Consider the following 21,225-nt stretch of genomic DNA (forward strand, 5'->3'; position numbering starts at 1 on the left):
TCGGCAGATCGCATGAGGCTCCTTCAAAAAACGTCACTCCGGTGCGTTTGATGGGGGCTTTTCAACAGCCTGTTAAGCGTGGTGCCACCTGCGGCGGCTTTCTTCGCCGGAACTGCTGCCTTTTTCGCAGGTGTCTTGGTTGCAGCCTTCTTGGCTGCAGGTTTCGCCGTCTTCGTTGCCATGCGCATCCTCGTCGTCGTAGATTGAGAGAACGCTTAAGACGAAGCACCCCAGAGCACGGTCGCCTGGCACATGCGTCGTCGTAAGCTGTCGGCTAGCGTAGCAACGGTTCAGGGGTTTAGCAATATGAAAACCCCTTGAAATAAGGCTTTTTTGCGAGCTATCGGTGAGTATGCAACGGAGGTCTGCTCAGTTTTCAGCGTAAGCGCGTGGTGACCTTTGTTCTTCGACGACAGAACACTCGACGGCGTCGTCAAAGTAGTCCTGTGGTCAATTCCTCGCGAGCGATTCCAACGCGCATGGGATGTGCATCATCGTCGCGTCATGACCACCTCCGGCGTCATTCGCACTTTGGCAACCGAACCGATGTGTCGTTCCAACGACAACTGCACGTTTGTCTGGCCCGAGCGCGTCTTCGGCTGCGGTTGCCTCAAACGTCTCCTGGGCGCATCCATGTCGGTCAAGCGCGCGTTGCAGTCGTGCGTGGATCTCATCTCCCAAGGTCAACTCTCGCGCGACCACCTTGATGTGTCCCTGTCCTGCATGAGTTGCGCGGCAACGCGCTTTACTTCGTCAGGGCTTAATCCCCTAGCCTTGTAGATGAGCGCCAGTCCATGCTCCTCTGATTCGGAGCTGTGTTCAAGCTCGTTCGCTTCCTTCGAGACCTGCGCTTGCGCGAGACTCGCGTGCGTTGGTCACTGACAGCCATTCTGTCCGACGCGTCGCCGCGATGTCACGATTCGGCCTGAGCGATGTCTGCGCCCTGAGCGGCAGCGGGCTTCCCGGCGTTCGCCATGGCCTGAACGACGTGGGCATGTTCATGTCCGTCCTCCCACATTCGAGCGGTACCGGGTTGCCTGCATATTTATTCCGGTCGGCGAACTCGGCGACGGCGAGAGAAGGAAGCACGAAGCGGGGCCCGAGCAGATGCATGAGACCTCTCATGAGATAGGTCTTGGCATTGAAGCTAGATGCCGCCTTTCTTCCATTGGCCTTCAACTTGTCCGGCCACACCCGCGCAGGCATACGCTCGGATGCAGGGAGTTCGCTAAAGACCTGCGTGCCGATCTTCTCGCGCCTCCAGTTCATGATCAGGGCGTTCCTGAAAAAATGCGAGCCTCCAGCGGTGCCCCGACGTAATGGAAGTCGAAACCAGCTCTGCCGAGTCCACGCTGGCATAACGGGATATCAAGCCGAAGGCTGCATGCAAGCTGCAAACAATCATTGAGAAGCGCTGGTACCGTTCCAGAAGCTGGTGAAATGAGCTACTACGTAATTTACATCCATCTCGGCTTCGGTACCGTTCCACTCAGGCGCTCTTGTAGCCGATGAGCCCCGCCCATTCGCGTCCGTCCAAAGGAAAGTATTCGGAATTCAAGTCCGGAGGGCACGGCGTGAACTCGACACGCTCGAGGCGAAACCTCGCAAGCATGAACTCTCGGGCAAGGATCGTCGGGTCCATGAGATTGACCACCTTCGGTAGAAGACCCGGCACGAGCGCGTAGCGGTCCGAATCCACTGTCAGTCCCGGCCACTCCTCAGCGGACGCGAGAGCGCGCTCGTAGTCCGGAATCATCTTCTCCATAAAGCGATGATACGGTGTGAAGCACAAGACGAATACTTTGCCACCGGGTTTGACCCAATTTTGCAGCTTCTCTAGGCCTGCGCGGAAGGCATCAGGCTCGAGGAAATGCAACACATGCGACGCCAGAACCGCGTCGAGCAAATTCGATTCGAGATCGAAGTGGGGAAACCGGCCTTCGAGCAGAGTGAGCTTCTGTTCATATCGGAGTGGGACTGCCTGACGGATCGCGTCCAACTGCGCGCGCGATATATCGTTCGCGATGACGCGCGTGTGCGCGCTCAACGCGCGCAAGGACGCTACGCCGTAGCCCGCGCCGATATCCAGCACAACGCCCCCGTGCTTGCGCGCATGATCAACGAACGCGCGCGTGTATTTCGACAGGGGGAAGGCCGAGCCATGCTGGTTCTGTGTCAGACGATCCGCGTTCATGTGTATCCTCGCTGCTGCTGGTGAGCGATTTCACGAAACTTGTCGCCTCTTGATACTGCCATATTGCCGGCTTCGGACGACACTTGCGTGCCGATCTGACGCTTGGCTCCTCGGCTCAGGCGGGGACGACTGCAGCACCAACTGAGGATTTGGCCCGCACGAGAGGGCCGAGGAACAGCCCGTGGCGAGCCGTTAGCAACGCGGAGCAAGCCGGCGTGACTCAACTTAGTCACTGAGAAAACCATCGGGCGCCCGAGATGCCGCGTACCCTCTCTCGACAGTGACTGCAGGCCGCTCCCTTCTGTCCGGACCAGATTTGAACTTTCGAACATCCGCCTCTCTCTCTCTAGAGTCGGAAGGTGGCGAACATAGGCATCTGCTTAGACGGAGGCTACCATCTCAGTATCATGAGACGATCGCGCTGATCAACAGGCCTTGATCTCTCGTCGAGCCCGGACTGGCAGTTCCCGGTGCCCACGAGTTCGGTTAGACCGGCGCTCGTCTCGGCCTGTCGGGTGGAACCCGTACCGCCCTGATGGGAGAAGCATGCTGCTCGATGACTGTCGAAATCGAGTTCTTGTACAGAATTTGAGTACCCGTGGACGACTGTACCGCTAGAACGAACTTGTCGTACGAGGCGATGACGCCACTTAATTTGATGCCGTTGACGAGGAAAACCCACGCCGGGGTCTGGTTTGCAACCAGCGCGTTCAGGAAGTCAGATTGGACATCTGTAGTGGCTGGCTTCACGCTGGTCCCCTTTCAGACGAATCTTCGAGCATATGCCCCACGTATATCCATCAAGAATGCGAATTGAATTCTTGAATGGCGGCATCGAGACAGTCCAGTGCAGCTAGAAGTTGTTGCTGCTCGGCCCGATAGCGGACGACGGCAAGATTGCTGTGCAGCATCGCGTCGAAGCCGAGCTGATATTCCGCGATGTCAGCAAGTCGGGCGATATCTTCTTGCAAACGGCGCCGCGAGAAGTCGCCCTCGGCCGATGCGCGTCGCCTTAATACCTCACTGCGGCCGCGCAAGTCATATGGCATCATAGCTGCCTCCCATTGCACTGCGACGATGGCAGGGTACTGCCACGCCAACGAGGTGCTCGCCTCTGCCACGCTGTCAAAGCGAGGCCAGCAGATAGGACTGTCCGTCACTTTCGCAGACGCCGGCGACCGAGATTGTGCGGAAAGACACTTAGAAATATTGTGAGAGGTGGACGAAAAATGGGCAAGCCGAAGGGAAGCTCGTGTCGATCATGACTCGGCCGTCTTTGCTCCGGTCTCATGCAACGCGATGAGCTAATACAGTGCATTCTTTCTCTCGCTGGCGCGCTATCGGTCGGTCGCGCCTGCCGTATTCCCGTCATGCTGGCACCGGCCATCCTTCTTTTCCTGACGATCTTGATGGATCAAGCCTGCTGGGCGTGTTGCTGACCGATTATCTGGGCGGCTTCAGGCTTGCTGTCGGAACTGCTTCGGGTGCGGCTACGGACCGCCAGACTATCACTCGCTTACAATGTATCTGTCGTTCTGTTCGGCGGATTCGATCCTTGCTGATTGCGTTCATCGTCCGAACGATCCGGACGAAGTAGCGCCAGCGTTTTATCGGGCAGCGGCCGCTATCGTCAACGTCGTTTTCCCTGTTTCTGCACGAACGCGGTTTGCGGTCCGCTAGCGCCGCGCTCGCTGGGCCCGTTCACTTTCCGCTTTAACAAACATGTCCCCAACCACACCCGACTATCTCCCATTGCTGCCGCTCGTCGAGCTTGCCGATTGCAGCGCACAGCTGCCGCGGCCAACGATGGCGTCCATCGTCAGCCAGGAAGTGCGGGTGTTTCGCGTTCCCGACGACGCGTCGGACACCGCCGAGTGCAGTGCGCGCTTCGGTATCCCGCTCGAAGATGGCGCGAACACGATCGTGCTGCGGTTCAAGAAGGAATCGAGGGAGCAGTCCGCCGCGATCGTCGCGCTGGCGGATCGGCGGATCGATGTCAACGGTGCCGTGCGACGCGCGCTCGGTGCGCAGCGCGTATCGTTCGCACCGCGCGAGTGGGCGACCGAGCAGTGCGGGATGGAGTACGGCGGCGTCACGGCGTTTGGACTTCCGCGCGACTGGCCGATCCTGATCGATACCCGCGTCATGGAGCGAACCCGAATAGTCATGGGCGCGGGGGTGCGGTCTCTGAAGTTGCTCCTGCGGCCCTCCACGCTGCTGACGCTGCCTAATGCGTCCGTCCACGATCTGCTGAAAACCTGACGCTGCTTTTGCTCAATTGATTCCATAGCCCGGCGCCTCCGCGCCGCGTGGCTGCGGCCGCGTCGAACCGGGCGTCTCAATTAAAAAGCCACCGATGCGAACAAATTTTCAAATGGCGGCGCCGTTATCGAGCGGAGCAACATGCTGGCACGACAGCTAGTTCCGGTGACGGTCGTAGGCGACGCGTGGCACCACCACGCCGACTGCGGCGAGGCACCGGAAGCGTACAGTCGCCATGAAGGAACGTTCGAGACTGCGCGAAGAACGTCCGCATCCACACACCCAACGGACTTTCGCACGTGCAGGTCAAGGCCGCGACCAAGTCCTAACGAAAGTGTTTGAGGAAATCGTCCATGAGGTGTTGCGCTTTATCCTTGGTACTCAGCAGCTGAAGCATGTGATGGGAGCGCTCGTTGGCGAGGTAGGGGGCTGAGGAAAACCATCCGCCATCGACCACAATGTCGGTGCCGGTGATGTAGGAAGACTCGTCACTGGCGAGGAACAAGGCCGTAAAGGCGATCTCCTCTGCCTTGCCGCTCCTGCGCAGCAGAACCGTGTTATTCATGGCCTTGGACGCCATCTTTTTCACGAGCGGATTTGAGCTCATCGCCGCGGTGAGGTCGGTCTCAATGAAACCGGGCTGGATGACATTGCAGCGGATTCCCCAGTCCGCGTAGATGTACGCGGCGGATCGCGACAGTCCTTCGAGTGCCCACTTCGAGGAGGAGTAGCCAGTGCTGAAGTTGCCCGTGATGCCCGCGACTGAGCCGATGTTGACGATTGAGCCTCCTCCGGAATCACGAATCAGCGGAGCGCAGGTTTGAATACCTCTCAGCGTGCCTGTGACGTTGATCTCGAAGATCTTATTCCATTCGTCGATATCGACCTTGGGAAGCCGCACGAGGGCGTTACTGCCAACGATGTTCACAAGACTATGTAGCGCCCCCACTTGCGCTTTGACAAAGGCGACCGCGGCGTCCCATTGCTCCTGGTTCACCACGTCCAGTTGCAGGAAGTAGCACTTCCCGCCGGCTTCATTGATGTCGGCAGCCAGGGCGTCACCTCGCTCCTCGCTGCGGCCGGCGACAAATACGGTTGCGCCCTCTCTCGCAAACAATCGGGCAGACGCGCGACCCATGCCACCGTAACCTCCTGTTATCAATGCCACCTTGTTTTCGAGTCTCATGTGCTACTCCAAAATGTCGAGGGTAGTTTCAAGGCAGGTTTCCATTCGGGATGCGTCAAGAAGCCTGAGTGAAGCGGACGGACACATGACTTCAGCGATCTCGCGCCCCCGAGGCACGGCGCCGGTTCGCCAAAAAAATCGCGACCGGAAAACACCAATCGTGAACGAGCACGGTTGCGGGCGTGCCGGATCACCAGGCGTAGCCCATTTTGAAGAGCAACGCCTTGTTGCCCTCTTTGCCGAGCGCGAACTCCAGGTTGGCCACGATGCCCTGTGCTGGCTTGAGGACGTGCTGCACGCCGGCACCCAAGTTCGGGAAGCGGTTAGAAGAATCCGTGCAGCCGCCGCGGCTGCCACCATAGAGGCACGCCATGCCAGCGAAAAGTGTAGCCGTCCAACGCGCGGCAAGTCGATGACTTTCCTCCACTTCGAAAGAAGACATGTACTTGCCAAGGAACTCGCCTATCGTGTACCTGCGCAGTACTACGGGTGCATAGGCGCTCGCGGGCGCGTCAGCGGTCCACTGGTTGCTCTGCCGAACCGCGAACACATTGCCGTCCCCGTGGCTCCAGTATTGGCGGAAGTCGGCCCGATACACGTTGAAATTATTGCTTCCCTCGATGCCTTGACGATATGCGATATTGTTCAAATTGAAGTACCACCCCTGCTTCGGGGCGTCCACGATATCTCGTGAATCGTGGTTGAGAACCGGGCCCACCCCGCCTGCCTTGGAACCGGTCAGCCCGAGCACGCTGACAATGTCGTCGTCTCAAGACGTCTGGCCCACGATCTGATAGTTGGTGAAGACTGCCTGCGCACCGAACCAATCGTTCTTCAAGCGATACAAGTAGCGTCCGACGAGGGCCCGTAAGTGGTCGTCGGACTTCACCGGAGTACCGGTTCCGAGGAAGTTGTCGTAGTCGTTCTTGACTATCCCGCCGGCAGCAAGGACGGATATCCGGTGCTGGTCGCCCGCGAAGGACGTTCGCGCAAAGATCGCCGCTACCGCGGAATTAGCCGACGTGTATTGCGCGGTCACGCCGAACATCGACACCTGCGACTGATCGTCAAACTTTCGGACGTAGGCGCCGAGTCCCCCGAACGCGGTGCCGAGCTTGGGATTGTTCGAGAACGTTGGCAGGAGCACCCAGGGCGAGGGCGCTTTTGCCGCCCCCTGCACGTGGCCCGGCTCCTGCCCTTGACGCGTGTCCTCATCGGCGAGTGCGGTAACGCAGGTTGCCGCGAACAGCAAGCACGCGTTTGAGACCATGAAGACGAAGGGAATCCGGCGACGCAGCATCACGTTGGCGGTTCTACCGGAGCTTCGTTGGCTATGCATGGCAGGATGGCGCGTGCTCTGGCTTCTACGCGGTCGCGGGATCCTCGACGCGAGCACTCGCAGTGGTAGTGAAGTCTCCGCGCAGCAGCGTCGCGGGCGACTGGCCCTGGGTCCTGGCTGCGTGGCTTTCGATCGGCGTCGTAGCCGGCGGCGCATTTGGCTGGCTGGCATACAAGCGCATTACCCGGCAGCTGTCATTTCCTTCAACGCTTGAATGGGCCATTTCGCGACGCAAGATCGATGTGGTCTATCAGCCTATTGTCCGGCTCGCCGACGATGCGTGTATCGGCGTGGAAGCGCGCGTACGCTGGACGTTGCATGGACGTCCCGTTTCACCCGAAGTGTTCGTGCGGGTTGCCGCGTCGATCAAAGAGACCGGAATCGCGTCCGGCCAGGTGTCCTGCACGATCGTGTCGACGAACGATTTGCCGATCTTCAGCCCATCGACCTCGAACGCATCGAGCGTCGTTGCGCCGCATATCATCGCCATGGCGCATGAACTGGGAGTCGAAATCGTTGCTGAAGGCGTAGAGACAGGTGCGCAGGCAGCGTGGCTGATCAAAAGAGGTGTGCAGTATGCACAGGGTTGGTTTTACGCGAAGGCGATGCCCGCGAGTGAACTCTTCGTATGGCTTGAGAAGAGTCGAGTGGCGCGAGGCCGATAGTCCTGCAGCAACTTAAGCGCCCGTGGCTTCTTTCCAGAAGGCAATCTCGGGAACGTGTTCATGGACGCAATCAAATCCCCCGTGTTCCGTGGAGATGCTTCAAAGCGGACCGGCTGTAGCAGCTCGAGGATTGCGGCTTCGACGTCCTTTGCACGCCCAGGATCCGTATTGCAGAATGATTCCGCCGCCTAACCCGCCGGATAGTCCTGACCGTCAGGCGCCGAGTTCAACTTCGCCGTCGCACAGTTGCTCGGCGAACTGACGAGAAGCCGAGAACCCGCGCTGACACGATAGCGTTGCGAGCATGATCATTGATTTGCTTATGGGCGCGTAGTGAGGAGTCGCAGGGGGCAGGTCATATCGGAGACGGCCGGGCCGGGCACGCTGCATTGGCGGCCCGCGTCCGATTGACGGGCGCGGTCGAGCCACGCACGATCAGATGCGGTTCCGATGCGACGCGCATCCGGTCCGCGAGACTCGCGGGCTGCGCAATCAACTCGCGCAGCAGCGAGACGGCCAGGCCCGCCGCTTCGACGGTCGGCACGGCGACGGTCGTCAGCGGCGGCCGCCATTGCTGCGCCAGTTGGATATCGGTGATACCCACCACGGAAAGATCGCGCGGCACGGCGCGGCCGATATCGGCCGCGGCGTCGATGGCGCCGAGCGCCGGAAGATCGTTGGTCGCGAAAATCGCCGATATACCGGGGTCGCGATCGAGCAGCGCGAGCGCGGCGGCGTACCCGCCCTGCACCGTGTCGGGCGCGTGCAGCACGTTCGCGGCGGCAACTTCGAGACCGGCGCGGCGCATGGCATCGGCGAAACCGTCGTAGCGCGATGCATGAATGCCCATCGGCTTGCTGCCGACGATCGCGCCGATCCGCTCGTGTCCCAGTCCGATCAGATGCTCTCCGGCGAGCCTTCCCGCCAACTCGAAGTCGACGGCGACGCACGGCAGCGCGGGCGGATCGGCGGGCCGCTCCCACATGCACAGCACGACGGGCGTGCCGCCGGACTGCGTGCGATGCAAGTCGTCGAAATCGAGATTGGCGTTCATCACGAGCACGCCCTCCGACAGCGTTCCCGCGATCTGTTCGAGGTACGCGCGGCCCGTCAGCGGATCTTCGTTCGTATTGCAGATGATCACGAAATGCCCGCTCTCGCGCGCGGCGCGTTCGACGGCCAGCGCGAACTCGGGATAAAACGGATTGGCGATGCTGGATACCATCAGCGCCAGTGTCGGCGCGCGTCCCTCCGCGAGCGCGCGCGCCGCGAGGTGAGGGCGATAGTTCAGCGCGGCGACCGCTTCCAGAACGCGCCGGCGCGTTTCCTCGCCGACGCGCCCGCGGTTGCGCAACACGTTCGACACCGTCGCGGCCGTGACGCCCGCGTGCTTCGCGACCTGGCTGAGCGTGGACATGATTCAGAAGGCGATGTCAGTATGTGGGAGACATGTTCAGCATTTGCATCGCTCAACAAGGCCATGCACTATGCGCAAAACACTAGAACGATTGCCGGAGACAAACCTTACGTATGCTGCGGTTTGCAGCAATTTTTTTCGTACGCAAGGTTAAGCGCTTAATCTCCGTGCCGGACCGATTAAATCACGGAGTTCATGCGATGGCGAGCGTTTCGTTGCGAGGCGTGCAGAAAGCGTACGGAAGTAACCCACCCGTGATTCGCGATGTCGATCTCGAGATCGGCGAAAGCGAATTCTGCGTTTTCCTCGGTCCCTCGGGCTGCGGCAAATCCACGTTGCTGCGTATGATCGCGGGTCTCGAAGACCTGAGCGATGGCGACCTGCTGATCGGCGGACGCGTGGTCAACGACCTGCCCGCGGCGGAGCGCGGCGTGGCGATGGTGTTTCAGAGCTACGCGCTATTCCCGCACATGAGCGTCTACGAGAACATGTCGTTCGGCCTGAAGCTAGCCAAGAAATCGAAAGCCGAAATCGATGCGCGCGTGCGCGAGGCCGCGCGCGTGCTGCAACTGGACGCGCTGCTCGAACGCAAGCCGCGCGAGCTGTCGGGCGGACAACGGCAACGCGTCGCGATCGGCCGCGCCATCGTGCGCGAACCCGGCGTCTTTCTGTTCGACGAGCCGCTCTCGAATCTCGACGCCACCTTGCGCGGCCAGACGCGCATCGAGATCGCGCGTCTGCACAAGCAGTACGCCAGCGCGAGCGTGGTCTACGTGACGCACGATCAGACCGAAGCGATGACGCTCGCCGACAAGATCGTGCTGCTGAACGCCGGCGCCGACACCGCGCGTCACGGCAGCATCGCGCAGGTGGGCGCGCCGCTCGAGCTGTATCACCGGCCCGCGAGCCGCTTCGTCGCGGGCTTCATCGGCTCGCCGCGCATGAACTTCCTCGCCGCGACCGTGAGCGCGATCGACGCACAAGGCGTCACGGCGACGCTCGTGCAGACGGGCGAAGCGGTGCGCGTCGCCGTCGACGGAAACGGCTTGCAAGAGAACGAGCCGGTGACGGTCGGCGTGCGTCCCGAGCATCTGGAACTGTCGGCAGGCGATGCGCCGGACGCGGGCGGCACGCTCACGCGCACAGTGACGCTCACCGAACATCTCGGCGAACACAGCTACGTGCATCTCGAACAGCCCGACAGTGGCGTGCTGATCGCCAAGGTACCGGGCAATGTGCGGATCGACCGCGGACAGCCCGTGAGCTTCGTGGCGCGCCCGGACGTCTGCCATCTTTTTACCGCGGATGATTTCTCCGTGAAACCGCTCGCCGCCGTCGCCCACACCGTATAAGGAAAACTGATGCGCCTCGGAGTCTGCTATTACCCGGAACACTGGCCGGAAACGATGTGGGAGGATGACGCGCGCCGCATGAAGGCGCTCGGCATCGAACAGGTGCGGATCGCGGAGTTCGCGTGGAGCCGCATGGAGCCTTCGCCGGGCGAATACGACTGGGGCTGGCTGGATCGCGCGGTCGACGTGCTCGGCGCGGCAGACTTACAGATCGTGATGTGCACGCCGACGGCGACGCCGCCCAAATGGCTGATCGACCGTCATCCGGACGTGCTGCCCGTCGGCGCCGATGGACGTCCGCGCGCGTTCGGCTCGCGGCGTCATTACGATTTTTCGTCGCCGTCGTACTTCGAGGCATCGCTCGCGATCTGCACGGCGGTGGCGAAGCGCTACGGCCAGCATCCGGCGGTCGCGTTCTGGCAGACGGACAACGAGTACGGATGCCACAACACCGTGGTCAGCTATTCGCCGGCGGCCGTGCAGCGCTTTCGTCAGTGGCTCAAGGCGCGCTATGGCACCGTCGATGCGCTGAATCGCGCCTGGGGCACCGTGTTCTGGAGCATGGAATATCGCAGCTTCGACGAAATCGATGCGCCCGTCGCCACGGTGACGGAAGCGCATCCGTCGCATCGGCTGGATTACCGGCGCTTCGCCTCCGATGAAGTCGCGCGCTACAACCGCATGCAGGTGGAGATCATCCGCGCGCATTCGCCGGGGCGGCCTGTCGCGCACAACTTCATGCAGCTTTTCACGGAGTTCGATCACTACGACGTCGCGGCCGATCTCGATATCGCCACGTGGGACAGCTATCCGCTCGGCGCGCTGGAAGAGCAGTGGTACGCGCCGGAAGTGAAGGCGAAGTTTCTGCGCACCGGTCATCCGGACTTCGCATCGTTCAATCACGATGTGTATCGCGGCATGTCGAAGCTGCCGTTCTGGGTGATGGAGCAGCAGCCCGGCCCGGTCAACTGGGCGCACTGGAATCCGTCGCCGCTGCCGGGCATGGTGCGGCTGTGGTCGTGGGAAGCGTTCGCGCACGGCGCGGGCTGCGTGTCGTACTTCAGATGGCGGCAGGCGCCGTTCGCGCAGGAGCAGATGCACGCGGGGCTGAACACGCCCGACAACCTGCTCGACGTGGGCGGCAGCGAAGCGCATTGCGTCGCGGAGGAAATCGCCCGCGTCGAAGCGCACGCCGATGCGAACGCGCCCGTGCGCGGCAAGATCGCACTCGTTTGGGATTACGAAGCAAAGTGGCTGTTCGAGATTCACCCGCAAGGCGCGGACTTTTTCTATCCGCGCTTTGCGTTCGAGTACTACTCGGCGCTGCGCTCGCTTGGTTTCGACGTGGATATCGTGTCCGCGCACGCGCCGCTCGACGGCTACGCGATGATCGTCGTGCCGCCGCTGCCCATCGTCCCCGATGACTTCGCCGCGCGGCTGAAGGCATCGGGCGCGCATGTCGTGTTCGGGCCGCGCTGCGGATCGAAGACGGAGAGCGTGCAGATCCCGTCGAACCTGCCGCCGGGCTCGTTGTCATCGATTCTGCCGGTGCGCGTATGGCGCGTCGAATCGATGCGGCCGAACGTGACGGAAGCGGTGGAAGGCGGTTATGCGCGTCATTGGCGCGACTTGATCGAACCGGCGCAAACAACGGTGCTTGCGCGCTTCGCGGACGACCATCCCGCCTATGTTCAGGCGGACAAGGTGCATTACTTCACGAGCCTGTTCGACGATGCGCTCACGCAATCGCTCTTCGCCCGCATCGCAAAAGAAGCGGGTCTTGCGCCGACGCCGCTTGCGGACGGCATCCGCGTGAGCCGCCGTGGCGGGCTGACTTACGTCTTCAACTATTCGAACGATCCGCACATCGTCGATGGTATCGGCGGCGATCGTTTCATCATCGGGTCGCGTGAAGTGGAACCGCAAGGCGTGGCGATTTATCGAGCGTAAAAAGCGAAGGCCGTACAAAAAGCACAACATCATCAGGAGACGAGAAATGACAGCAGGCAGCCTCAAGACACGCATGCGCATCGCTGCGGCGGCGTTCGCGGTGGCGATGGGCGTCACGTCGTTCGCGACGGGCGCGGCGCAGGCCGCGACGATGACGATGAACATCGCGTTCAAGGGCGCGAGTCAGCGCGCGGTATGGCAGGAAGTCGTCGACGCCTTCAAGAAAGCGCATCCCGACGTCGACGTGAAAGTGTCGTTCATCGACGAGGAAGCCTACAAGGTGCAACTGCCCGGCTGGCTGTCGACGGTCGCGCCCGATATCGTCAACTGGCACAACGGCGAGCGCATGGCGTACTACGCGCGGCGCGGCCTGTTCGAGGACCTGAGCGGCGACTGGAAGAAGAACGGCTGGGACGGCATGTATGCATCGACCAAGGAATCGTCGACCTACAACGGCAAGCAGTATGCCGCGCCCACGGTGTATTACTCGTGGGGTCTCTTCTATCGCAAGGACCTGTTCCAGAAGGCCGGCATCACCGAAGAGCCGAAGACCTGGGACCAGTTGATGGACGCGTGCAAGAAGCTGAAAGCAGCGGGCGTTACGCCGTTCGCCGTCGGCGGGCGCGATGCGTGGACGCTTGCCGGCTGGTTCGATTATCTCGATCTGCGTCTGAACGGCAACGCGTTTCATCAGCAGTTGATGGCGGGCAACGTGCCCTATACCGATCCGCGCGTGAAGAAGGTTTATCTGGCGTGGAAGCAGTTGCTCGACGATAAGGATTTCATCGACAACTCGCTGTCCTACGATCTCGATGCCGCGCAGCCGTTCCTGTTCCAGGGCAAGGCCGCGATGATGCTGATGGGCACGTTCATCACGGGCGGCTTCCCAGCGAACGTGAAGCCGGAGATGGGCTACTTCCAGTTCCCGATCATCGACCCGAAGGTGCCGACCGCCGAAGACGGTCCGGTGGAATCGCTGCACATTCCGGCGAAGGCCAAGAACAAGGCCGATGCCCACGCGTTTCTCGCCTTCGTGGAAACGCCGGAAATGGGCGCGAAGCTCGCGCAAGGACTGGGCTCGCTCTCGGCGAACAGCAAGTCGCCGGAGCCGGACGATCCCATTTCGAAGATCGGCTTCCAGATTCTGTCGAACACGAAGGGCGGCATCGCGCAGTTCTATGATCGCGACATGACCAAGGAAATGGCCGACGAAGGCATGAAGGGCATGCAGCAGTTCGTGTCCGATCCTTCGAAGCTCGACAGCATCCTGGCGCAGCTCGAACAGACGCGCAAGCGCATCTACAAGAAGTAAGGTCGAGGGCAAGGCGCGCGGCGGCTCGATACCGCGCGCCGCCGCAGCGAAGAAAGGAGAGCCGTCGTGCCGCATTCCGCCACACGTCAGGACGTCAACGCACAGCCGCGCGAGCCGGATGCGTCGCATTCGCCGCGTTCGCCACATTCGCGCACGAAGCGGCGCGGACCGTCGCCGACGGCGCGCAGGCAACGCAAGGCAGCGCTGCTGTTTCTCGCGCCCGCGTGCGTCATGGTCGCCGTCTACGTCATCTGGCCGATTCTTTCGTCGATCCGGCTCAGCTTCTACAACTGGGACGGCATGACGGAACAGACCTTCGTCGGCCTGGACAACTTCATCGAACTGTTTCAGGCGCCGACCTTCTATACCGCGCTGAAGAACAACGTCATCTGGCTCGCGCTGTTTCTTCTTGCGCCGCCGATGGGTCTCGCCGTCGCGCTCTATCTGAATCAGGCGGTGGCGGGCATACGCATCGTCAAGTCGCTGTTTTTTGCGCCGTTCGTGCTGTCGGGCGTGGTCGTGGGGCTGATCTTCTCGTGGTTCTACGATCCGACCTTCGGTCTGCTGGCGGTGATACTCGGACACGGCGTGCCGGTGCTCGGCGACGCGCGCTATGCGACGTTCGGCATCGTCTTCGCGGCGCTGTGGCCGCAAACCGCCTACTGCATGATTCTGTATCTGACCGGCCTGACGGCGCTCAACAGCGAGCAACTGGAAGCGGCGCGCATGGAAGGCGCGAAGGGCTGGACGATGCTCTGGCATGTCGTGCTGCCGCAATTGCGTCCGGTGACCTTCATGGCGATCGTCGTGACCGTGATCGGCGCGCTGCGCAGCTTCGATCTGATCTCGGTGATGACGGGCGGCGGTCCCTTCGAAAGCTCGACGGTGCTCGCGTATTACATGTACGACCAGGCCATCAAGTATTACCGGATCGGTTATTCGGCGTCGATCGCGGTGGTGCTGTTCGCGATCATGCTCGTGTACATCGTCTATCACTTGCGGCGCATGCTGCGTAACGAAATCTAAGGAGCGAGCATGTATCCGATGCCCGTGCAGAAGTGGAAGCCGCTCAACCGGCGTCTCTACAAACTCTCGCTTCCCATTGCGCTTCTGATCTGGCTATTGCCGATGATCGCCGTGCTGATCACGTCGGTGCGTTCGAGCGAGGAACTCAGTCTCGGCAACTATTGGGGCTGGCCGCAGCACATCTCGCTGGTGGCCAACTATCGCGAGGCGCTCACCGCCTCGCCGATGCTGCATTACTTCATGAACAGCGTGCTCATTACCGTGCCGGCGGTGCTCGGCGCGATCGCGCTCGCGGCGATGGCGGGCTTCGCGCTCGCGATCTATCGCTTTCCCGGCAACACGGCGCTGTTTGCCACGTTCGTCGCGGGCAATTTCGTGCCTATCCAGATTCTGATGATTCCGGTGCGCGATCTCTCGCTGAGCCTCGGATTGTTCAATACGGTGGGCGCGCTGATCCTGTTTCATCTGTCGTTTCAGACGGGATTTTGCACGCTGTTTCTGCGCAATTTCATCAGCCAGTTGCCGTTCGAACTGATCGAGGCGGCGCGCATCGAAGGCGCGAGCGAATGGACGGTGTTCACGCGCATCGTGCTGCCGCTGATTCGGCCGGCGCTCGCGGCGCTCACGGTGCTCGTTTTCACATTCGTCTGGAACGACTATTTCTGGGCGCTGTGTCTGACTCAGGGCGACGATGCCGCGCCGATCACGGTCGGTGTCGCGGCCCTGAAGGGGCAATGGACGACGGCGTGGAATCTCGTGTCGGCGGGTTCGATTCTCGCCGCGCTGCCGTCGGTGGCGATATTCTTCGCGATGCAGAAGCACTTCGTCGCGGGATTGACGTTCGGGGCGACGAAGGGGTGAGCGGGAACATCGTCCTCACTCTCATCCAACTCGCCACGCCTGAAGTCGAAGCAACCGACAACCAGCGTGGCACGTCATGGACAACGACTTCGACAGCCCGTTCGCGAGCAAGCCGCTCGCGCAACAGGTGACCAATCCCAATATCGCGTCGCCACGGGTTTTCCCTTGCCGGCCAGGGCGGCATCGGCATACGGCACAAGTTCCGATGCGGACTCGGAAAAAAAAGCGCCGACTGTGACGTCGGCGCAAAAGTCCCGAGGGGGGACCTGAGAGATCGTTCCTGTGTGCTGCTCAATGCACGGTGCCGAAGAAAGCGATCGCGCCTTCCGCAGGCGTGAGACCCGCCTGAAAATAGCCTTCGAGACGATCCGCAATCGTCTCGTCGAGCGTGAACGGCGGCTGCACCATCCCGAAGCGGCACGCATGGTCGTACCACTCGTCGAGCCAGGCGCGCAGATCGTTCACATACGGCGGTAGCGCATTCGTTGCATCGTCGAACATGAATACCTCCTTGTTTCGTGCAACGATCAAACCGCCGCGCGGACGTTTCGCAATCGTGCGGCGCGCTGGTCCGGCGGGAACAGATACCAGGAACCGTCAGCGTGGCGAAAGAAGAATACCGACAACGCGCCGCCCGTCCAGTCGATCTGCATGCACACGCGGCGCGTGGCGCCTTTGCGGGAGCGTGCGATGAAGCGCACGCGCATGCGCTCGTCGCGCGTTTCGCCCACCAGTCTTTCAACCTGAACGCGCAGTGATGTCTCGCCTGTTGCCATCGTCACTCCCGCGACGTTCGATAAACCGATGCTATGTGCAACGCGGCCGCGATCCAATCAGGCGTACCGGAACGTATTTTCAGGATTTGCTGATTTGGTGCATCAGGATTTCCTTATCCGTCCGAGCTTGAGCAGATGCATGCCTTGCGTTCGCTTCGCCGGCAAAGGAGGCGTGCGTGAAAACCCTGTCAGGAAAGCCTGACAGTCGAATCAGTTTGTCGCACCGCCTTTTAGCAGGCAGCGCTGACTGCGATGTCGCGTGAACTCGTCGATGATGTGCATTCGCATGAGCGTCGGGGTGTCGAGTCGAGGATGATCGTGCGCTAGACCTGGCTTCGGCGCCGAGTGCAGAATAGGGGACATCCAGGCGGCCGCACTCGGACACGACATGATTCTCGGCAAGCTCGATGCATGGTGGAAGGGGCTCATCTACGTGCGGCGCAGCCTGATGCTGCGCTTGCTCGCGGCAGTGCTCGCCTTTAGCTGTGCCGTGACGCTCGTCCTGACGGCTCTGCATTTGTATCGCGACTACGAGCGCGGCATCACGCAGATCGAAAACCGCCTCGTCGATATCGACCGAAGCAATCGCGACAGTCTGGGCGAAGCGCTATGGCGGCTCGATGAACCGCAACTGCGGCTGGAACTTGAAGGCATGCTGCGTCTCGAAGACATTCGCGCGGCCGAAGTCCGCGCCATGCCGGCTTCGCCGGCAGCGCTGGCCGTGACCGTGGGCAAGCGTCAGCCGCGCCTTGTCATCGCACGCGAATTTCCGATTGAATACCGCGTCAAGGGCAAGCTGGAGCGCATCGGCACGCTCTACGTCGAGGCGACGCTCACGAGTCTGTATCGCGATATCGTGCGTACCGCGCTCGTCATTCTCATCAGTCAGGCGGCCAATACTTTTTTAGTCGCGCTCTTCACGTTCTTCATCTTTTCGCGGCTCGTGACGAGGCATTTGCAGGCGATCGCGCGCAGTGTCAGCGATTACGACTTTCACGAGCCGCCGGGACCGCTCGTGCTCCGGCGAAATCCGCCGCGCGAACCCGACGAACTGGATCGCGTCGTATCGGCGTTCAACGCGATGGGCACGCGGCTGCATCGCGCTTATCTCGACGAACGGGAAGCGACGCTCGAACGCGAGGCGAGACGTCTGGCCGAAGCCGCCAATCGCGCCAAAGGGGAGTTCCTCGCGAATCTGAGTCACGAGCTGCGCACGCCGCTCAACGGCATTCTCGGCTATGCGCAGATACTCGCGCGCGACCCGACGCTCGGCGTTCGGCAGCGCGACGGCGTGAGCGTCATTCAGCAAAGCGGCGAACATCTGCTGACGCTGATCGAGGATACGCTCGACTTCGCCAAGGTCGAGGCCGGCAAGCTGCGCGTCGAGATCTGCGATGTGGCGCTCGCGGGCTTCGTCGATACGATCCGCGAGATCATCGCGGTGAAGATCGAGCGCCATCAGTTGACGTTCGAATGCAGCGTCGCCGCCGATGCGCCCGCGGGCGTTCGCGCCGACGAACGCCGCTTGCGGCAGGTGCTGCTCAACTTGCTGTCGAACGCCGTGAAGTTCACCGATGCGGGCAGCGTGCGCCTGCTCATCGGGCGCGGCGCGAGCGGCGCGGCGCGCTTCGAAGTGCACGACACGGGCATCGGCATTCACCCCGGCGATCACGAGACAATCTTCATGCCGTTCGAACAGGCGAGCGGCGCGCAACGCCGCGCGGGCGGCACGGGCCTGGGCCTTGCGATCACCCGGCAATTCGTGCGCGCGATGTGCGGCGATGTCCATGTCGAAAGCGAACTGGGGCGGGGCAGTGTGTTCTGGTTCGAACTGCCGCCGGCGCATGTCGACAGGCTGCCGGCGCGCGCGGCACTGCCCGTGGCGAGCATCACCGGTTACGAAGGAGAGCGCCGCACCGTGCTCGTGATCGACGACGTGCAGGTGAATCGCGGCGTCGTCGTCGACTTGCTGACGCGCATCGGCTTTCACGTCATCGAGGCCGATAGCGGCCGTGAAGGCATCGCGCTCGCGCATGAGCGACGTCCCGATCTCGTGCTGACCGACATCGTGATGCCGGAGATCGACGGCCTCGACGTGATTCGCCGTCTGCGCGCGGTGTCTGAATTCGCGCACCTGCCGATCATCGCGACATCGGCGACGCCGTTCGGTCCCGAAGGCGCGACATGCCTCGAAGCCGGTGCGAGCGCCTTCATCACCAAGCCGGTGGATTTCGATCTGCTGCTCGCGCGCATCGCCCGATTGCTCGGGCTGACATGGGTTCATGCGAGCGCGGACGGCACCTGCGCCACGCCCGATGCGGAGTCGATATCGCTCTCTCCCGCGCAGCTCGGCGAGCTGCACGAACTCGCGCTCGACGGCAACATGGGCGGCATCGCTCGATGGGCGGAACGAACCGCCGCCGCCGGTCCCGCGCATGCCGCCTTCGCCGCGCGTTTGCATCGACTCGCGCGCGGCTATCAGTCGAAGGCGATCCTGAAACTGGTCGAGCAATATCTCGAACGAAACAGCGCGACATGAGCAAATCCGGCGCAGGCGTCTCCAGCAACGGGACTGTCCTTATCGTCGATGACACGCCTGCGAATCTCGGCGTCGTCGTCGACAGTCTGGAGGCGCGCGGCATCCGCGTGCTGGTGGCGCTCGACGGCGTGGAAGCACTGCAACGCGCGGCGCTCACGCAGCCGGACCTGATCCTGCTCGACGTGAAGATGCCCGGCATCGACGGTTTCGAGACCTGCCGCCGTTTGAAACGCGACGCGCACACGCGCGAGATTTCCGTCATCTTCATGACTTCGCTCACGGGCGATAACGACCGCGTCGAGGGCTTTCTCGCGGGCGGCGTCGACTATGTGACCAAGCCGCTGCGCGTGGACGAGATGCTCGCGCGCGTCGGCGTCCATCTCGAACTCCGCGCGATGCACAAGCAACTGCTCGCACGGAACCAGCAACTGCTGCTCGAAGTGGCCGTGCGCAAGCAGGCCGAGATCGAGCTTTCCCTGGCCCGCGACGATCTCGAACGGCGCGTCGAATTGCGGACCCGCGAACTCGCGCATGCCAATGCGGACCTGAAGGCTCAGATCCACAAAAGCCGGCGTGTGGATGCGCGCTTGCAGGCGAGCGAGGCACGCTTTCGCGCGATCGTCGAGACGAGCCCGGTGCCTTTGTGCATCACGTCGATGCCGGAGGGCCGCATTTTTTATACGAACGAACCTTTGCGCGAGCTTTTCGGGATCGTCGAGGGAAACCTCGCGACGCTCGCGGATCTCTATGTCGATCCGCGAGAGCGCGAGCGTCTGATCGAACACTTGCGCACCGAGGGCAGCTTCAGCAACACCGAGGTTCAGTTCAAGCGTCCGGATGGCCGGCACTTCTGGGCCATCGCGACGGCGCGCGTGGCGACTTACGACGATGCTCCGGCGATCTACGTCGGCTTGAGCGACATCACCCTTCGCAAGCAGATGGAGCAGGAACTCGTCGAATCGCGCGAGCAGCAGCGCGAGCTGTCCGCGTATATGGAAGGCATTCGCGAAGAGGAAAGAAAGCGTATCGCGATGGAAATTCATGACGAACTGGGCCAGTTGCTGACCGCGCTCAAGATGGATGTTTCCTTGCTGAAGATGCGTCTCGCGAACGATCCCGAAGCCGCGAAAAAAACCGACGACATGCGCGAACTGGTCGAAGGAACGATCTGGATGGTGCGCAATGTCGCGAGCCATTTGCGGCCGGCGGCGCTGAACTTCGGCATCGTGTCGGCGCTGGAATGGCTCGTCGAAGATTTCATCCGGCGTAACGCGATTGCGTGCACGCTGCGTATCGAAGGCTGCGAGCCCGTGCTGTCCGATGCGTATGCGACGGCGGCGTTTCGCATCGTTCAGGCTTCGCTCACCAACGTCGCGCGACATGCGCACGCGACGCGCGTCGAAGTCAGGCTGATCTCGACGGCCGCCAAGCTCGAATTGCGGGTGCGCGACAATGGCCGCGGTTTCGAGCCGCAGGCGGCGCATCGCAAGTTCTCGTACGGATTGCTCGGCATGAACGAACGTGCGCGTCTGATGGGCGGCTCGCTTACGATCGATAGCGCACCGGGGGCGGGCACCACGGTGTCGATCCATCTTCCGCTTTCTGGGGCGCTGCCGACATGATCAGGATACTCATTGCCGACGATCACGCGATCGTCCGTGGCGGACTCAAGCAGATCATCGCGACGACGAGCGATATCGTCGTCGCGGCCGAGGCGGCACACGGTGCCGAAGTCATCGACAAGCTGCGCCAGTGCGCCGTCGATCTGCTCTTGCTCGACATGACGATGCCCGGCATCAGCGGCATCGATCTGATTCGCCGCGTGCGCGCCGAGCAGCCGTCGTTGCCCGTGCTCGTGCTGAGCATCCACGACGAGGCGCAGGTGGCGTCGCGCGCGCTGCGGGCGGGCGCAACGGGTTATCTCACCAAGGACAGCGACCCCGATGTGCTGATCGCCGCGATACGCAAGCTCGTGGATGGCGGGCGCTTCATCGATCCTAAGCTGGTCGACGCGCTGGTCTTCGAAACACAGCGCGGCGATGTGCCGCCGCACGAACTGCTGTCGGATCGTGAGTTTCAGGTGCTTCAGATGCTGGCGTCGGGCAAGAGCATCAACGAAATCGCCGACACGTGCTCGCTCAGCGCGAAGACGATCAGCACGCACAAGATGCGGCTCATGCAGAAACTCGGACTGTCCAACAATGCCGAAGTGATCCGCTACGCGATCCGGCATGGACTGGTCATCGAATGACCGCCGACGTGAGCGCGACGTAATTTTCCGGTGGGCGATTTGTCAGCGGGTTTGCCCGGATTTTGGGCGGCGACAGGCTTGTGACACGATTTGGT

The 21,225-nt window shown here is 61.8% G+C and carries 21 protein-coding genes and 1 pseudogene; 10 read left to right on the top strand and 12 right to left on the bottom strand.

The features are described from left to right. Positions 1-23 precede the first annotated feature (23 nt). The 6 genes and pseudogenes from AWB74_RS47045 to AWB74_RS45970 all read right to left on the bottom strand — a co-directional run bounded on the left by AWB74_RS47045 (position 24) and on the right by AWB74_RS45970 (position 3,246). Entirely contained in the window at positions 24-182 is a 159-nt protein-coding gene (locus tag AWB74_RS47045) for a hypothetical protein (RefSeq protein WP_200822094.1), read from the bottom strand. Positions 183-683: 501 nt separating this feature from the next. After that, positions 684-803 (bottom strand): annotated as a pseudogene (locus tag AWB74_RS48475) (hypothetical protein); the annotation flags it as partial. Positions 804-819: 16 nt separating this feature from the next. Then, positions 820-1,269, bottom strand: a complete 450-nt coding sequence (locus AWB74_RS38100; protein WP_061151758.1) for a ferritin family protein — start codon at positions 1,267-1,269, stop codon at positions 820-822. 220 nt (positions 1,270-1,489) lie between these two features. Further along, positions 1,490-2,194 carry a class I SAM-dependent methyltransferase gene (locus tag AWB74_RS38105; protein ID WP_061151759.1) on the bottom strand — a complete coding sequence of 235 codons (705 nt, stop codon included), beginning with the start codon at positions 2,192-2,194 and terminating at the stop codon, positions 1,490-1,492. 486 nt (positions 2,195-2,680) lie between these two features. Next, entirely contained in the window at positions 2,681-2,944 is a 264-nt protein-coding gene (gene hfq / locus AWB74_RS48795) for an RNA chaperone Hfq (RefSeq protein ID WP_061151760.1), read from the bottom strand. A gap of 50 nt (positions 2,945-2,994) precedes the next feature. Then, a complete protein-coding gene (locus AWB74_RS45970; RefSeq protein ID WP_143749411.1) occupies positions 2,995-3,246 on the bottom strand; it encodes a hypothetical protein in 252 nt (83 codons plus the stop codon). 670 nt (positions 3,247-3,916) lie between these two features. On the opposite strand from AWB74_RS45970, the gene AWB74_RS38115 reads away from it, so the two are divergent. Continuing rightward, positions 3,917-4,456 (top strand): YbaK/EbsC family protein, encoded by a 540-nt coding sequence (locus AWB74_RS38115; RefSeq protein WP_061151761.1) that lies wholly within the window; start codon positions 3,917-3,919, stop codon positions 4,454-4,456. Positions 4,457-4,781: 325 nt separating this feature from the next. Here AWB74_RS38115 and AWB74_RS38120 read toward each other — a convergent pair whose 3' ends face one another. The 3 genes from AWB74_RS38120 to AWB74_RS38130 form a co-directional block, all read right to left on the bottom strand. Continuing rightward, the gene (locus AWB74_RS38120) at positions 4,782-5,642 is read right to left on the bottom strand and encodes an SDR family NAD(P)-dependent oxidoreductase (RefSeq protein ID WP_061151762.1); all 861 of its coding nucleotides are present in this window, start codon (positions 5,640-5,642) and stop codon (positions 4,782-4,784) included. 190 nt (positions 5,643-5,832) lie between these two features. Next, the gene (locus tag AWB74_RS38125; RefSeq protein ID WP_061151763.1) at positions 5,833-6,393 is read right to left on the bottom strand and encodes a hypothetical protein; all 561 of its coding nucleotides are present in this window, start codon (positions 6,391-6,393) and stop codon (positions 5,833-5,835) included. An 18-nt stretch (positions 6,394-6,411) separates the two neighbouring features. Continuing rightward, a complete protein-coding gene (locus tag AWB74_RS38130) occupies positions 6,412-6,945 on the bottom strand; it encodes a hypothetical protein (protein WP_143749412.1) in 534 nt (177 codons plus the stop codon). Positions 6,946-7,049: 104 nt separating this feature from the next. Between AWB74_RS38130 and AWB74_RS38135 the strand changes: the two genes are divergently transcribed. Further along, the gene (locus AWB74_RS38135; protein ID WP_061151765.1) at positions 7,050-7,646 is read left to right on the top strand and encodes an EAL domain-containing protein; all 597 of its coding nucleotides are present in this window, start codon (positions 7,050-7,052) and stop codon (positions 7,644-7,646) included. Positions 7,647-8,001: 355 nt separating this feature from the next. On the opposite strand, the gene AWB74_RS38140 is transcribed toward AWB74_RS38135, so the two are convergent. After that, entirely contained in the window at positions 8,002-9,063 is a 1,062-nt protein-coding gene (locus AWB74_RS38140; RefSeq protein WP_061151766.1) for a LacI family DNA-binding transcriptional regulator, read from the bottom strand. 200 nt (positions 9,064-9,263) lie between these two features. On the opposite strand from AWB74_RS38140, the gene AWB74_RS38145 reads away from it, so the two are divergent. The 5 genes from AWB74_RS38145 to AWB74_RS38165 all read left to right on the top strand — a co-directional run bounded on the left by AWB74_RS38145 (position 9,264) and on the right by AWB74_RS38165 (position 15,564). Then, complete coding sequence (locus tag AWB74_RS38145) at positions 9,264-10,415, top strand: ABC transporter ATP-binding protein (RefSeq protein ID WP_061151767.1); 1,152 nt, start codon at positions 9,264-9,266, stop codon at positions 10,413-10,415. A gap of 9 nt (positions 10,416-10,424) precedes the next feature. After that, a complete protein-coding gene (locus AWB74_RS38150; protein ID WP_061151768.1) occupies positions 10,425-12,365 on the top strand; it encodes a beta-galactosidase in 1,941 nt (646 codons plus the stop codon). Between the two features lie 46 nt (positions 12,366-12,411). Further along, on the top strand, positions 12,412-13,677 hold the full coding sequence (locus AWB74_RS38155; protein WP_061151769.1) for an ABC transporter substrate-binding protein: 1,266 nt from the start codon (positions 12,412-12,414) through the stop codon (positions 13,675-13,677). A gap of 66 nt (positions 13,678-13,743) precedes the next feature. Then, positions 13,744-14,703: a carbohydrate ABC transporter permease gene (locus AWB74_RS38160; RefSeq protein WP_061151770.1), complete on the top strand. Its 960-nt coding sequence runs from the start codon at positions 13,744-13,746 to the stop codon at positions 14,701-14,703. A gap of 9 nt (positions 14,704-14,712) precedes the next feature. After that, the gene (locus AWB74_RS38165) at positions 14,713-15,564 is read left to right on the top strand and encodes a carbohydrate ABC transporter permease (protein WP_061151771.1); all 852 of its coding nucleotides are present in this window, start codon (positions 14,713-14,715) and stop codon (positions 15,562-15,564) included. Between the two features lie 291 nt (positions 15,565-15,855). On the opposite strand, the gene AWB74_RS38170 is transcribed toward AWB74_RS38165, so the two are convergent. After that, a complete protein-coding gene (locus AWB74_RS38170) occupies positions 15,856-16,065 on the bottom strand; it encodes a hypothetical protein (RefSeq protein WP_061151772.1) in 210 nt (69 codons plus the stop codon). Positions 16,066-16,091: 26 nt separating this feature from the next. Next, positions 16,092-16,340 (bottom strand): hypothetical protein, encoded by a 249-nt coding sequence (locus AWB74_RS38175; RefSeq protein ID WP_061151787.1) that lies wholly within the window; start codon positions 16,338-16,340, stop codon positions 16,092-16,094. 388 nt (positions 16,341-16,728) lie between these two features. Between AWB74_RS38175 and AWB74_RS38180 the strand changes: the two genes are divergently transcribed. From AWB74_RS38180 to AWB74_RS38190, 3 genes are read left to right on the top strand one after another with little or no spacing between them, the layout of a single operon-like run. Continuing rightward, positions 16,729-18,879: a hybrid sensor histidine kinase/response regulator gene (locus AWB74_RS38180; protein ID WP_061151773.1), complete on the top strand. Its 2,151-nt coding sequence runs from the start codon at positions 16,729-16,731 to the stop codon at positions 18,877-18,879. Then, positions 18,876-20,501: a response regulator gene (locus AWB74_RS38185; protein ID WP_061151774.1), complete on the top strand. Its 1,626-nt coding sequence runs from the start codon at positions 18,876-18,878 to the stop codon at positions 20,499-20,501. The genes AWB74_RS38180 and AWB74_RS38185 overlap by 4 nt, the downstream gene beginning before the upstream one ends. Further along, positions 20,498-21,130 carry a response regulator gene (locus AWB74_RS38190; protein WP_061151775.1) on the top strand — a complete coding sequence of 211 codons (633 nt, stop codon included), beginning with the start codon at positions 20,498-20,500 and terminating at the stop codon, positions 21,128-21,130. Before AWB74_RS38185 ends, AWB74_RS38190 begins: the two co-directional genes overlap by 4 nt. Positions 21,131-21,225 lie beyond the last annotated feature (95 nt).

Origin of the sequence: Caballeronia arvi, from assembly GCF_001544695.2 — a bacterium.
GTDB classification, from domain to species: domain Bacteria; phylum Pseudomonadota; class Gammaproteobacteria; order Burkholderiales; family Burkholderiaceae; genus Caballeronia; species Caballeronia arvi.

Coding starts and splice junctions, on each gene's coding strand:
- AWB74_RS47045 (WP_200822094.1), bottom strand. CDS start 182: ATGGCAACGAAGACGGCGAAACCTGCAGCCAAGAAGGCTGCAACCAAG.
- AWB74_RS38100 (WP_061151758.1), bottom strand. CDS start 1,269: ATGAACTGGAGGCGCGAGAAGATCGGCACGCAGGTCTTTAGCGAACTC.
- AWB74_RS38105 (WP_061151759.1), bottom strand. CDS start 2,194: ATGAACGCGGATCGTCTGACACAGAACCAGCATGGCTCGGCCTTCCCC.
- AWB74_RS45970 (WP_143749411.1), bottom strand. CDS start 3,246: ATGATGCCATATGACTTGCGCGGCCGCAGTGAGGTATTAAGGCGACGC.
- AWB74_RS38115 (WP_061151761.1), top strand. CDS start 3,917: ATGTCCCCAACCACACCCGACTATCTCCCATTGCTGCCGCTCGTCGAG.
- AWB74_RS38120 (WP_061151762.1), bottom strand. CDS start 5,642: ATGAGACTCGAAAACAAGGTGGCATTGATAACAGGAGGTTACGGTGGC.
- AWB74_RS38140 (WP_061151766.1), bottom strand. CDS start 9,063: ATGTCCACGCTCAGCCAGGTCGCGAAGCACGCGGGCGTCACGGCCGCG.
- AWB74_RS38145 (WP_061151767.1), top strand. CDS start 9,264: ATGGCGAGCGTTTCGTTGCGAGGCGTGCAGAAAGCGTACGGAAGTAAC.
- AWB74_RS38150 (WP_061151768.1), top strand. CDS start 10,425: ATGCGCCTCGGAGTCTGCTATTACCCGGAACACTGGCCGGAAACGATG.
- AWB74_RS38155 (WP_061151769.1), top strand. CDS start 12,412: ATGACAGCAGGCAGCCTCAAGACACGCATGCGCATCGCTGCGGCGGCG.
- AWB74_RS38165 (WP_061151771.1), top strand. CDS start 14,713: ATGTATCCGATGCCCGTGCAGAAGTGGAAGCCGCTCAACCGGCGTCTC.
- AWB74_RS38170 (WP_061151772.1), bottom strand. CDS start 16,065: ATGTTCGACGATGCAACGAATGCGCTACCGCCGTATGTGAACGATCTG.
- AWB74_RS38175 (WP_061151787.1), bottom strand. CDS start 16,340: ATGGCAACAGGCGAGACATCACTGCGCGTTCAGGTTGAAAGACTGGTG.
- AWB74_RS38180 (WP_061151773.1), top strand. CDS start 16,729: ATGATTCTCGGCAAGCTCGATGCATGGTGGAAGGGGCTCATCTACGTG.
- AWB74_RS38185 (WP_061151774.1), top strand. CDS start 18,876: ATGAGCAAATCCGGCGCAGGCGTCTCCAGCAACGGGACTGTCCTTATC.
- AWB74_RS38190 (WP_061151775.1), top strand. CDS start 20,498: ATGATCAGGATACTCATTGCCGACGATCACGCGATCGTCCGTGGCGGA.